Annotated in this window: 8 protein-coding genes; 2 read left to right on the plus strand and 6 right to left on the minus strand. The window is 47.4% G+C overall.

Going from position 1 to position 13,263, the window contains the following annotated elements; genetic code table 11:
* Window positions 1-25 precede the first annotated feature (25 nt).
* Together I8J30_RS08670 and I8J30_RS08675 are read left to right on the plus strand one after the other, a co-directional pair.
* On the plus strand, window positions 26-2,152 hold the full coding sequence (locus I8J30_RS08670) for a heavy metal translocating P-type ATPase (protein ID WP_210657214.1): 2,127 nt from the start codon (window positions 26-28) through the stop codon (window positions 2,150-2,152).
* 333 nt (window positions 2,153-2,485) lie between these two features.
* A complete protein-coding gene (locus I8J30_RS08675; protein ID WP_210657216.1) occupies window positions 2,486-3,799 on the plus strand; it encodes a CBM96 family carbohydrate-binding protein in 1,314 nt (437 codons plus the stop codon).
* A 61-nt stretch (window positions 3,800-3,860) separates the two neighbouring features.
* Here the strand turns inward: I8J30_RS08675 and I8J30_RS08680 are convergent, their stop codons facing one another.
* From I8J30_RS08680 to I8J30_RS08705, 6 genes are all read right to left on the minus strand, one after another.
* On the minus strand, window positions 3,861-6,878 hold the full coding sequence (locus I8J30_RS08680) for a beta-galactosidase (RefSeq protein WP_210657218.1): 3,018 nt from the start codon (window positions 6,876-6,878) through the stop codon (window positions 3,861-3,863).
* Window positions 6,875-7,801: a phytanoyl-CoA dioxygenase family protein gene (locus I8J30_RS08685; RefSeq protein ID WP_210657220.1), complete on the minus strand. Its 927-nt coding sequence runs from the start codon at window positions 7,799-7,801 to the stop codon at window positions 6,875-6,877. The genes I8J30_RS08680 and I8J30_RS08685 overlap by 4 nt, the downstream gene beginning before the upstream one ends.
* A gap of 116 nt (window positions 7,802-7,917) precedes the next feature.
* A complete protein-coding gene (locus I8J30_RS08690) occupies window positions 7,918-9,495 on the minus strand; it encodes an ABC transporter substrate-binding protein (protein WP_210657222.1) in 1,578 nt (525 codons plus the stop codon).
* Window positions 9,496-9,543: 48 nt separating this feature from the next.
* The gene (locus I8J30_RS08695) at window positions 9,544-10,506 is read right to left on the minus strand and encodes a carbohydrate ABC transporter permease (protein WP_240547912.1); all 963 of its coding nucleotides are present in this window, start codon (window positions 10,504-10,506) and stop codon (window positions 9,544-9,546) included.
* 18 nt (window positions 10,507-10,524) lie between these two features.
* On the minus strand, window positions 10,525-11,472 hold the full coding sequence (locus tag I8J30_RS08700; RefSeq protein WP_240547913.1) for an ABC transporter permease: 948 nt from the start codon (window positions 11,470-11,472) through the stop codon (window positions 10,525-10,527).
* Window positions 11,473-11,636: 164 nt separating this feature from the next.
* Window positions 11,637-13,262 (minus strand): response regulator transcription factor, encoded by a 1,626-nt coding sequence (locus tag I8J30_RS08705; RefSeq protein ID WP_210657224.1) that lies wholly within the window; start codon window positions 13,260-13,262, stop codon window positions 11,637-11,639.
* Window position 13,263 lies beyond the last annotated feature (1 nt).

The following is a 13,263-nucleotide window of genomic DNA, read 5'->3' on the forward strand; positions in this document are numbered from 1 at the left end:
ATATATTAACGAAAGAAGGCTGCTTATGAATGAATATCGCGTCAAAGGACTCTCATGCGGGAATTGCGCGCTAGGACTCGAACAGCAAATCAAACAGCTGGAACACGGCGAGAGCGCTTCTCTTAGTTATAATTCAGGCAAACTGAAGCTTGACCCCCGAGTATCGCTGCCTGATGTCGAGCAAATTTTAAAATCGGATCACGCCTATATCGATCTTCACAGCCATCCCGCTCAACACAATAAGCATGAACATGCTCACGAAAGCAATCATGATCATACGCATGATCATTCCCATGAACACGGGAATTCCAAGATGGTGAAGCTGTTGATTGTCTCAGCAATTCTCTATGGTGTCGCTTATATCTCCGGCGATCAAGTATACAGCGGCATCCAAATCGGCATGTATGCTGCAGCAATTGTCCTGAGCGGCTACTCGACATTTGTAAGAGGGCTTAGAAATCTGTTTGCCTTGCGATTTAACATTGATACCCTCATGACAATCGCTTTGGCAGGCGCTGTGGCAATCGGGGAATGGAAAGAAGCAACGCTCGTGGCCGTTCTCTTCGGCTTGAATGAGCTGCTCGAAGGACTTGGGATGGAGAAAGCCCGTCGCTCCATGGAGACGCTCCTTAAAGCAGCCCCCAAAGAAGCGGTGAAACTTGAAAATGGCCGCGAAGCCGTCGTCCCCATCTCATCCTTGACGATCGGCGATCTCGTAATCGTGAAGCCCGGCGAGAAGATCCCCTCCGACGGAGTTGTAATGAGCGGCAAAAGCTCGGTTAATGAAGCTGCCATTACAGGAGAAGCATTACCGATTGAGAAAGAAAACGGAGCGCCTGTTTTTGGCGGAAGCATCAACAACGAAGGCGTCCTTCACATCCGAATCGAGAAAGCCTACAAAGATTCTTCGCTCGCGAAGATTCTGCATTTGGTTGAAGAAGCGCAAGAAACCAAAACACCGACGGAGTTATTCATTAATAAATTCGCAAAATACTACACGCCGATTATTATGATGGTCTCGGTGCTCGTCATTCTGGTTCCTCCCCTTCTCGTAGGCGGAGATTGGAGCAAATGGGTGTATCAAGGCTTAGCCGTCTTAATCGTCGGATGCCCTTGCGCACTCATTCTCTCTTCGCCAATAGCCATTGTATCCGGCATAACCAGAAATGCGCGGAACGGGATATTAATCAAGGGCGGCGTCTTTCTGGAGCAGTTAGGCAAGATCGATACCATAGCCTTCGACAAGACGGGGACGATAACCAAAGGGGAACCGCACGTCGAGAAGATGATCGTATACCGGGAGCAGCAATTCTTAGCGGTCGCAGGGTCCATCGAAAGCACCTCTTCTCATCCACTGGCCAAAGCTATCATGAAGAAAGTGGCAGAGCTTGGCGTCGACTTCATGGCACCGGATGAAATACAGACGATTTCCGGCCGCGGTATTACAGCTGTCGTACAAGGCAAACCATACTGGCTTGGGAATGAACAAGGCATGGAGCATCTCACTATTCCGGCTGATGTCCAGACTCAAATCGATGATTTAAAGAATGAGGGTCTCACTTTAGTTCTCCTGGCAGATAAGGAGCAGGTTCTGGGCATGTTCGGTATTGCCGATGAAATTCGCGATGAGAGTAAAACGGTCATTGCAGAGCTCCATCGGGCAGGCATTCGGAAGACCGTCATGCTCACCGGAGACCATCAGAAAACCGCTGAGAAGGTCGCGAAATCAGTTGGAGTTACTTCAACCTTCGGTAATCTGCTGCCCGAAGATAAAGTGAATCGAATCAAACAACTCTCCCTTCACGGTAAAGTCGCTATGATTGGGGATGGCATTAACGATGCGCCTGCATTGGCCACCGCTCAGCTGGGGATTGCAATGGGAAAAGGAACGGATAGTGCGATTGAAACCGCGGATATCGTGCTCATGCAGGATCATTTAGGCAAACTGCCGGAAGCCGTATCCGTGGCTAAACGGGTCAATTCGATCATTCGGTTTAATATCGGCGTTTCGCTCGGATTGAAGCTAGTCGCCTTGCTGCTTACCATCCCCGGGTGGCTAACCCTATGGATGGCTATCCTGTCCGATATGGGCGCTACGATCTTCGTCACGTTAGTGAGTTTTACCGTGCTGATTGGTCCAAATAAACGATGAACATCCGTCATGCTAACGGTAAATAGGCTACCGAGACTCTCTCGGGTAGCCTATTTACCGTCCGCGCGCACATGGATTCGAAGATCGTAAGTCCGTTTAGATAATATCGTCATAATTACGTTATTCAGGTCACACCAGGTCGTTGTTGGGACTCGGATCACTGGGATATATTAGGTATGCTAATCACGAATTAGCGATTTCTCTCTTCCACCATGTACAGTCCGGAGAATGGAACAACTCATTGGAAAGGAGGAAATCACCTGAATTGAATAGAAAACGATCGTTATATTGTAAGCGTTGTCATTAAAGCTTGAACAAACTGGAGGTCGGATTATGAAGAAGAAGAAATCATCTTTATTGTCATCTTTTTTGGTCATGGTAATGGTGCTCTCCACATTCTTGATGGTGGATAACAAAGAAGCTGATGCGGCAACTGTAACCAGCAACGCTTCCGATGATGCAACCATGTGGGGAACCAGTTTAATCGGCCCTACCGCAACCACGATGGCCGTTAATGTTGGCCAAGACAAAAGATCGTACTTGAAATTTAATGTCAGTAACTCAGGTACGATTACCAGCGCCGTTCTGAATGTGAAGTGTATCACAGGCGGTACCGCGAATATTGGTGCATACGCAGGAACGGGTAATACGACTTGGAATCAAACTACCCTTGCATGGAATAACCAACCTGCACTGGGTTCCTTACTTGATTCCAAGAATACAACCTTTGTTGCGGGAACCGTTTATTCTTTCAACGTCCTGCCGCTTATTAATGCCAATGGAACCTATTCGATCATCCTAAAGGGCATCTCCGGAAGTGAGGTAACTTTCTCCACGAAAGAAGGAACTACGATACCAAATGTAGTTACCACAACTACAACAACGCCGCCCCCAACCGGACCGGACCTTACCGGATACACCTTATTAAGAGATTATTCGTTCGGTACCTCGCGCAACACGAACAGTCTTACCGCCCTAACCAATTCATTTAATGCGTATGGTGTCGCGGGAACAACGGTCATCAACAATGAATGGCAGCGATATCAGCCGATTAATGCAACCAACCACCATTTAACCTCTACGACGTTGGAATTAACAGCAACCGCAAACTTAGGCGGCGTATATGACGGAGGAATAAGCAGCGGTCAAATTACTACGAAGGAAACCTTCTATCCTTACGACGGGAAGACATATATCTTTCAGCTAAGGGCAAAAATCCCTAAAAAGGTCGGAGCTTGGCCGGCATTCTGGCTGTATTCTCCGGGCGGTGCCGGATCAACGACTTCCGAGATTGATATCGTTGAATTCTTCGATACGCCGACGCAGAATACGTATGACTGGACGGGATTCGATCATGGCGATGGCGTATTTTCAGACTATTACAGTATCATGACGAATCAATGGGTATGGCATCCCGGATTCGATTTTTCAGATGACTATCATCTCTACACGCTGATTTGGAAGGAAGGGAACCTCCAGAAGTGGGTGGACGGCACACTCGTGAAAGGAACGCTCTTTAGATGGGATGGGCCTGCCCCGCAAGTTCTCATTAACCTGGCCATGGGCGGAAATACGAACAATAATCCCGTAGCTTCTTCATTTCCGGCCGTCTTCTCCTTGGATTACTTCCGCGTTTACGTCAAGTAAATCAAAACCTCCATCAGCTCAGCTGACGGAGGTTTTTTACCAATTTCTTCGATGTTGGGATTTAGCTTAATTGAATTTGATCTTTTACTTTTACATGATAACGGCCGATCGTAATGCAAGGCAGCGGTGTAGCCGCGAGTTTACCGACAAGCGCGAGCTCATTGTCGCCTTCCTTGAGCCAAGAACGCCATACATAGAATCTCCGTTGATAGCCGCCCGGATAATATTTTCCGATCAACTCGCCATTTACATATATCAAAGTGAAATCATGTACGCCCTCAAGCTCGATGTACATCGGATGTACCACATCCGACCGATCTGAGTAAGTAAATGGACTCTTAGCGATAATTAGGGAGCCCTCCTGCTTAGTTGCAAAACCTTTCAAGCTTTCCTGCCCATACGTTCCGAGCTCACCTTCAATTGCAGCCTGAATTCCTGATGCTAAAGGAATAAAGCTCGCTTCCCCTTCGATTGCGGCTTTATAGTAGGAAATGCTCGCGGGCTGAAAGACACCGCCGCCTCTTGGCCCCATTAGACAACGCAGCAGAATTTGGTTTCGTTCTCCGAATTGAATCCAAGGTGTAATATCCCAGTATTTCGGGCTATTCTCGAATCCCCAGTTGCTCCACCCTTGCCAGATCGCAGCGATCCGCTGGCCATTCACATAAAGGGCGTAGATTAAGTCCGCATCTCTAATCTCCAGCAGAACCCGATTACCGGCATATTTGGCATCCGCATAAAACTGGGTTCGGTTTAAAACTTCACCCGAGCCCGTATAGTCGATATTGGCGTCTTTGATCAGCAAGCCTTCCGAGCCGAACTCGAACGGTGACCAATTCTCCGTCTCCTTACCAAGCGCTGCAATGTCGATACCGATTTCCTGCGCATAACCATCATCGTGAAAGGAGAGTAATTGATCCCTTTCCTCAAACATCTTGTCTTTCTGCTCCTTGGTGAACAACATCTTCTGTTCCCAGCTCACCAGTTCTTCGTAATGAACGGCACCCACATACAAAGGCAGCATCATTCCGCTTAAAGCCGGATCCAGAGCCATATCTTTGTCATGCCCCGTGGAGTAGCAGCGAAGCGTTAAACGATTTTTCCCCTTTACTAGATTGATTAGTTGAACCTTCATTGTGCGTTTGCCCGAAGCAACCCATTTATGATTAATAAACAGATCAAAATAGTCATTCAACTCCGGTATCAGTAATTGCTGCACTTCACCATCACTGATCCATTCGCTTGCGTAGACCGCATATCCGCAATCGTTATGCCCATTTGTCTCGTAGGGGATCCCTAGTTTGGTTATCTTGGCTGCGGCATTCGAGGAAACAAACTGCGCCTCCCAATCCTGGCAGATGTCCCACTTCATGATTTCAGTCGCCCGCAGATCAGGAACGCCATGCTGAGGAGCCGTATAGGTGATTTGCTGCATCGATGCATCTGATCTGCGAATCACGGTCAACTCATGGCTAACACCGGGTTCAGCCTCCACGCAAATTAGATCGGCAGCTTCCAACCATTCCGCATAATAAAGATCCGAAATAAGCAGATCCCTTCTGCCGCAGACTTCCGGTCCGAACCAGGTACGCATAGCCCGCTCCCGCGAAATGATCATAATGCGATAGGCATCCAAGCGGATCCATTGATCTTCCGGCCGATGGGTGAACGTAACGGTTAATTCCTTGTCGCACCACGCTGTCTGCACGTCTCCTGAATCAGCTACATGCGGCAGCTGCTCGCTGTTCCACATCAGCTTCAATTCATTTAGTTGGCCAATCTCCCCATAGACGATACAAACGCTCGAATCCCTATAGAGAAATTCAGCCGAGGAATGAATCCATTTCAAGCCCTCATGTAAATGAACATGCAGCGGATATAGCTTCGTTTCCATCGGCAGCAGCACGGTTCTGGTAGGAACGACGCCCAGCATGGCGGATTCCCAAGTAAAAGCCTGTGTTTCATCGGAAGCATTGCTGAAAGAAAGCAGCTGCATCCCGCGAAGGTTGACCAGCACTTCGGGAGGAACACCCTCTACATTCACTTCTGCGCCTGTCACGATTTCCGGCTCATCTACCAATAAGGATTCGAAGCTAAGCAGCTGAGCATGCGTAGTCTTATAGCGATAATACAATTCTCCGAGCTCGCCCCACTCTTCGATGGCAGCTTCATTATAATAGCGATTCGGAAAAAATTTAGCAGGCTGCATCCCGGGATCCGTTCCGCCGGCAAACATAAAATAGTTCAGCCCTGCGCAGCCGTTAATAAACGCAAGCTTCGGCAAGCTTTCCAGCCATACGCGCGGTAAATGTCCCATTGTCGTCACGTCTGAGCTAGCAGCGGTGTTTAACCAGCCGGCTTCAAATTCCTGACTAAAGATCGGCTTGTCTGGATGTGTCTTACGATAATTCTGAAAGTAAGCAGAGACTTCCCGTATTTGATCCGGTCCAGGTGTTGGATAGTAATCAACAGCCCCCAGCAGTCCCTCTTCAGCATAATAATCCCCGTTATTCAGCACGATAGGCACTTCGATGCCAAGCTCTTTCACTTTATGGACCAACTGAAGCAGATAAGGTTTATTCCCAAAACCGAACTCATTCTCCACCTGCCAAAGAATCACATTGCCTCCCTCCGTAATTTGAGTGCCTTTCAACAAGGGGGTAATCGTATCCAACCAGCGATGTAAATAGTGAAGAAATCCGGGATCACCGGTTCTCGTTCTAACTCCTTCCGCCCATATCCAGCTCGGGAATCCCCCACCGGAAATTTCGTCGCAAACATATCCGCTTGGCTTTACTATGCCTAATACTTCATTCTGCTTCGTTAATTCCACAAACCCGGCGATATCTAAGCGGCCCGAGAAGTCGAACTGTTCCTTCTCTCTCTCATGTAACCCCCACGGCACGTAGGTGCTGATACAATTCAAGAGATTGGCTTTTAATTTGCGGATTCGATCCTCCCATTCGATCGGATCCGTTTTGAAATAGGACAGTTCCCCGGAAATCACCAGTCTGCTCTTGCCATTAATCTTAAAATAAGAATCCTTGCAGCTTATTACGCCTTCAAGGTTAGCCGTCATGATGTGGTCTCCCTATCGCTGAGTGCCTGCCGTATGCTCATTTCTAACGGCGAATAGTCACGAGGATCATCTCGATTCAAGTTCATGCGTTCTTTTAACGGGGTCGTCCGGTTGCACATGAAGCGCGGAACGCCGTTATGGTTGGGCGATGCCGTATGATACAGAAACGGATGACAGAGGATGACATCACCCGGAGAACCGGTCGTTTCAATCACACGCAGCTGAATTCCCTCTGAATCCCTATGCAGCGTGTTCATAAAGGTATGAATGCGGGCTTCCGCAGTAGAAGCATGTTGCCCGCTCGCGATTCCGGTCAATTGGGCTAGATAGGGATGCTGCATATTTAGCGCGTCTATTGCAGCCTGTGATTCAAGTCCTTGGGGATGCTGTGCCAAAAAACGAGCAACCAGCTTATGCGAACCTTCAAGCACTAACGTACCGCCGCCACGCGGAGCGATTTCGGAGAACAGGCAGAGACAGAGCAATCCCTGCTCCGGACTATCTACATAGTGACGGAAGTGAATGCCGTCCCAATGCCAGCCTTCCGTCGGAACGGTCCACTCTTGCTCCGCTCCCAGCGCAAAGTTAACCGGCCACCAGCCCCATGTAGAATGAATCTCGTCGATGCCGTACACACCTTTATCTGTCCATCTCTCTTTGCCGATCAGCTCTTCTATCGCATTGGCCATTCTCAGCGTGTTACATTGATCAAATTCCGGACTCCGATAGGCTTCCTGAATGTAAATCATCGGTTTCGTCCAAGACGATGGATCTTCTTGCAAGACCCCTCTCTCCCGGAGCTTTTCCCACAGAAACTGCTGACAGGAGACTGCCGTTTCCCGCGGAAAGGCTTGCTCGACCTTTACCCAGCCCCATTCCTTGAAATGCTCGATTTGCTCGAAGTTAAGCACACGATTATGCATCGTATCCCTCCTTGGTATAAATAAGGCTAACGCTCCGTAGAGCGTCAGCCTTTGTAATGGTTATTGCTGAATGCTGCATATCCGATCTTGCGATCGTTCACGCAAACCAATCAGCATTACTTCGCCGTTTTTACCCACTCATCCAGTTGCTTTTGCTTCTCTGCAATAATTTTATCAACGCCAATGGATTTCAATTTATTGATGTACTTCGGCAGGAATTCGTTAGGATCCACGGTTCCGGTAAACAAAGCAGGCTCGAATTCCTTCTTCGCATTGTTGAACGCCGCAATTTCATTCTTCACCGGTTCCGGATTAAAGACAAAACCAAGTACGCTCGACTTTTCCGCGGATTCATTAAACTTCAAGAAATTGTCCCACTTGTTCGGGTTCTCATTGGCCCACAGATAATCGTTAAACTGATTACCGAACATCCATGCTCCATTAAGCACATAACCCGATGTTGCAGCATCTACGCCTTCCGGGAAGTCAATTACGTTATCGCTTTTCTTCACGAAATGTTTCCCTTCGATACCGAATGCGAGCAGGTTAACCAGGTATTTGTCGGTGTAAAGAAGATTCAGGAACATCATTGCACGATCCGGATCCTTCGAGGTTCTGGAGATCGACGTCATCGAACCTGTTGTATCTGCTGTTCTAACAATTGGTTTTGTTAACTCCACCTGCACGAATTCAACGCCGTTAGCCAAACTATCTTCCGCATCCTTACCCGGCTTCAGCTGTTGCACGTAGGAGAAGGCTTTACCCGCTTTGAGAGCTCCCGAGATGTCTGCTGCCGTTGCCGCATCCTTATTCACATAACCGGCTAGGAACCACTTGCGTGCCAGATCCAATTCTGCTTTCACTTGAGGCGTTTCAATGCTGGACACGACTTTAAAATCGTTGGCTCCCCGTACTACCGATCCAGGGCTGCTGTCTCCCAGATCTTCAAAATTCATCGGATTATAAATCCAATCCACGCTTGTATCTTTGTTCAAGTAGAGCGGAACGACGCCGGACTCTTTCTCTTTGATCATTTGATAGATCGGTTCCAAGTCTTCAACCTTTTTAATTTTCGTAATATCGATTTTGTATTTATCTACCAAATCTTTGCGGAGCATGACACCTGCTTGGCTGGCCAGCTCTTTATTGATAGGGATGCCATAATTGCGTCCATTCACTTTGGAGCCCTCGAGCAGCGCCGGGTTAATGACTGTTTTCAGATCCGGTGCATTCTTATCGATTAGATCGGTTAAGTCGATAATGTTGCCTTGTTGAATCTTCGTGCCGAAGTTATCCCAGTTCATCGTCTGGAGCAAGTCGAACTGCTCGCTCGATGCAAACTTCAAGTTCACTTTGTCCTGCCAGCTGCCCCAGTCTATGACATCCAATTCGAATGATGCGTTAATTTTATCTTTAAGATACTTGCTTATTTCCTCATTGACCAATGCCAGGTCCTTCGGCACCGCTCCGCCGGGAACAACCATCTTGAGCTTGTATGGCGCCAGTTCAGATGCCGCGGGAGCTTCATTAGTCGCGGGGGTTTCATTGGTCGCCGTTGTTTCTTGCTTCGTATCATTAGCCGGCTTCTCGTTGCTTGCGCTTTGATCGTTATTTTTTCCACAGCCTGACAACAACAGAGATGCTGAAACAATAGACGCTACAACGAGTGGAGCTGCTTTTTTCATTTTCTTCATACAAACCCTCCTGAGTATATTTATCTATGCTAACTAGCAATGCTAGTTTTAGCCTTTTACAGCGCCTACAGTCAATCCTTTTACGAAGTATTTCTGGAAGAACGGATAGGCGAACACCATCGGCCCCGTGCCAACTATACACATGGCCATACGAACGGATTCACTCGGTAAGTTTGCAATCTCTGTGGAGCTGGGACCGCCGGCTTGGGCGTTTGCCAGCAAAAACTGCAGGTTCATTAACACTTTATACATCATGTACTGGAGATTAATGATGTCGTCGTTATTGATGAAGATCAAGCTGTTGTACCAGCCATTCCAATAACCGAGCGAGTAGAATAATCCGATTGTTGCAAAGACAGGAAGCGATAACGGGACAACAATCTGAACGAGAATTCGCCCTTCGCCCGCCCCCTCCATCGTTGCGGATTCAATAATAGAGGGATGAATCGTCGTTTGAAAGAACGTTCTCATAATAATCACGTAGAAGGCGTTCATCAGCAGACCCGGTACAATCAAGGCGAAGATTGTATCCTTCAGATGAAGGAGATTCGTGTATACCAAGTACCAAGGCACCAGACCGCCGCTGAAGATCATCGTGAAGAAGATAAAGAAAGAGAAGAACCCGCGAAAGTGGAAATCTTTCCTCGATAACGGATAAGCAAACAACGCAGTCATCATGATTCCGGCAATGGTGCCTACAACCGTAACCAGAATGGAAATCCCGTAAGCCGCTATAATGCTGTGAATATCGAACCACAAATACTTGTAAGCGGACAAGCTGAATTTCTCAGGGATTAATTTATAGCCGTGGAGCGCGATTGATTTCTCATCCGAGAAGGATACGCCTACGACCAACAAGATGGGAAGGAGGCACAGACAACCGTATAGGATAAAAATGATGTTCAGAATGATATTGGATTTTGTTGAGACAGCCAACACGTCTCGCCGTTTCCTTCGTGCAGCCGAAGGTTCATCTTGCAAGGTATAGTTTACCGAAGTTGTAGTTTCCAAGCTTCTCCTCCTCCTTTTCTAAAAGAGTGCATTCTCTTTATCTATTTTGCGTACTAGGAAATTCACGCTAACAACCAAAACGAATCCGACTACGGATTGATACATGCCCGCTGCTGATGACATCCCGGTATCTCCCAATCGAATCAAGGCCCGGTACACGTACGTATCAATGACATTCGTCGTTGAGTACAAGGCTCCCGCATCCAGCGGCAATTGGTAAAACAAACCGAAATCTGCATTTAAGATATGACCGACCGCGAGCAAGGTCAGAATGATCATCATCGGCTTGATGGAAGGAAGCGTAATGTTCCTGATCAACTGCCACTTGGTTGCGCCATCGGTTATGGCAGCTTCATAGTATTCCTTGTCGATACTGATAATGGCGGCTAAGTAAATGACGATGGAGTAGCCAACGTTCTTCCAAATGTAGACGATCGGCAAGATGAACGGCCAGTATTTCGGTTCGCTATACCACGAAATCGGTTCAATGCCGAGCGGAGCCAATATGATGGTGTTGATGAAACCAAACTCCTGGCTTAGCATCGAGTAGCCAAGATACCCTACGACAACCGCTGACAAAAAGTAGGGGAGGAACATCACGCTCTGATACAAATTGGAGAAGAAGCGGTTCCGCAGCTCATTCAGCAGAATCGCGAATGTCACGGCGCTGACCAGAGTAAGAACGATGAATACGAGATTGTATAAGATCGTATTTCGCGTAATGACCCAGGCATCGGTTGAGTTAAACAGAAACTTAAAATTGTCGAATCCAACCCATGGGCTCTTTATGTAACCCAGCGCGTAATTGATGCTTTTGAAAGCGACAACCGACCCAAGCATCGGAATGTAATTGTTAATGATCAAGTAAAGTACGCCTGGCAATAACATGAGCAATAAATATCGATTTTGATATACTTTTTTAATAAAAGTCGTTTTGTATTGATTATTAATGGGTTTATTACCCATATTCAGCACCTTCCTTCTCGTTATCCCCATCTGTTATCTTTATTATAGAGTTTCAAATATAGGCTTTCTACGAAGTGGAATGACATCATTGCCGTTATTATGACAGCAATAAAATAAACCCTCGGATGAACAATGAATTGCTCACCGAGGGTTTGTTGTTGCACTTATTTATCCAGCAATTGATATCGCTTGCGAAATTCCTGCGGATGAACACCGACTTGTTTTTTGAAAACTTTACTAAAATGCGAGAAGTTTTCGTATCCCATAGATTCACAGATTTCACTAATTTTAAAATCCGTCTCGATGAGCATAATTTTGGCTTGATTCATTCGGACTGTAATGATGTAGTCCATCAAGGTTTGCCCTGTTTCTTTCTTAAACAGCCTTGATAAATAGGCGGAGTTTAAATGCACATGAGAGGCAATCTCTTCTCTCATCACATCCTTCAAATTCGCTTGAACATACTGCTTGATCTTCTCGATAATTGCAGAGCTGTCCATCCGCATCACCTGCATATAATCGATTCCCGCTGTAATTACACGCGCAGCCCATTGTTTAAACTGCGCAATGGAACGGGTTGCCGAAGCATCGCCGAACCACTTTCCCGTACCCAGCATTTCTTTCACAGACCGGCCATGCTTATGCGACACTTGGTACACCATATGTAAGATCGAGTGGTAGAGGGCATCGATCGTTTCAGCCGCACTGAATTGATCTTCCCGGAGCTCTGCAAGCACGGCGTCCAGCCGCTTCGTCAGTTCCTCTTTCTTCCCTAGCTCGAACAGCACGACCCAGTCCGCACATTCAATATGGACAGGCGCTTTGATCGGATTCGCGGGCACGCTGCCTGTCCGCTCCGGCTGGAATTGGACAACCTTCGTATTTACGATATTGCGAGCCTCAAGCTCCAGTAACGCATGATAGCTGTCAGACAGATCGCCTATCCCTACCGGTCGTCCGATATAACAAGACAAGCTGCAATAGAACAGTCGTGAACAGACGTCTATATAGTCCTGACATTTGGTAAGCCAACCATCCATATCGGCTTCTGCAGGGTTCGTCAAGTAAATGAGAATGAAATGAAGACCGTTGCGATCTTGAATAACGTCACCTGCTTGTGATTGCAGAAACAGCTCAGCTGCCGCATTGCGAAGCGCGTACTCCATAATTTCTTCATCGCGCAGATTGAACTCCTTGCTCCACATCTCGACACTAAGCAGAATAGGCAAAATCCATGTATTCGGGGCAAACGTGACATTATACGCTGGCAGCTGCTGCAGCAAGTTGTCCGCGGTCGGAATGAGGCGCTGACCTAATATATCTTGCCAGAATCGTTCGGTCAGTAAGGGTTTCTGCTTCTCCCAAAGCTTCTCATAGGTTTGGAAGCGTTCATCGAATTGCTCGACCTTCCTCAATTCCTCAACCCGCTCCTGCACCTTCACCATGACCGATCTTAATTGATCATAGTTAACGGGCTTCAGTAAATACTCATAGCTGCCCAGGCGAATAGCCTGTTGGGCATATGCGAAATCGGCATGGCCGGTCAAGAAAACAGGCACGATCGACGTGTTATGCTCTCTAACCCACCCAACCAGATCAAGCCCATTGCTGTCAGGCATTTCAATATCGCACAGCAGAACATCGATGTTTACGGTCCGGATAATCTCCATCGCTTCATCTGCGTCGCACGCGCTATAAACCTCGCTGTAGCCTAACCCGTTCCAATCGATCCCTTTTAACAAAGCTTTAATCGCATAGACTTCATCATCTACGATAAGTAACTTGTACATG

The organism is Paenibacillus lignilyticus (genome assembly GCF_017942085.1).
Classification (GTDB): Bacteria; Bacillota; Bacilli; order Paenibacillales; family Paenibacillaceae; genus Paenibacillus_Z; species Paenibacillus_Z lignilyticus.

Coding starts and splice junctions, on each gene's coding strand:
- I8J30_RS08670 (WP_210657214.1), top strand. CDS start 26: ATGAATGAATATCGCGTCAAAGGACTCTCATGCGGGAATTGCGCGCTA.
- I8J30_RS08675 (WP_210657216.1), top strand. CDS start 2,486: ATGAAGAAGAAGAAATCATCTTTATTGTCATCTTTTTTGGTCATGGTA.
- I8J30_RS08680 (WP_210657218.1), bottom strand. CDS start 6,878: ATGACGGCTAACCTTGAAGGCGTAATAAGCTGCAAGGATTCTTATTTT.
- I8J30_RS08685 (WP_210657220.1), bottom strand. CDS start 7,801: ATGCATAATCGTGTGCTTAACTTCGAGCAAATCGAGCATTTCAAGGAA.
- I8J30_RS08690 (WP_210657222.1), bottom strand. CDS start 9,495: ATGAAGAAAATGAAAAAAGCAGCTCCACTCGTTGTAGCGTCTATTGTT.
- I8J30_RS08700 (WP_240547913.1), bottom strand. CDS start 11,472: ATGGGTAATAAACCCATTAATAATCAATACAAAACGACTTTTATTAAA.
- I8J30_RS08705 (WP_210657224.1), bottom strand. CDS start 13,262: ATGTACAAGTTACTTATCGTAGATGATGAAGTCTATGCGATTAAAGCT.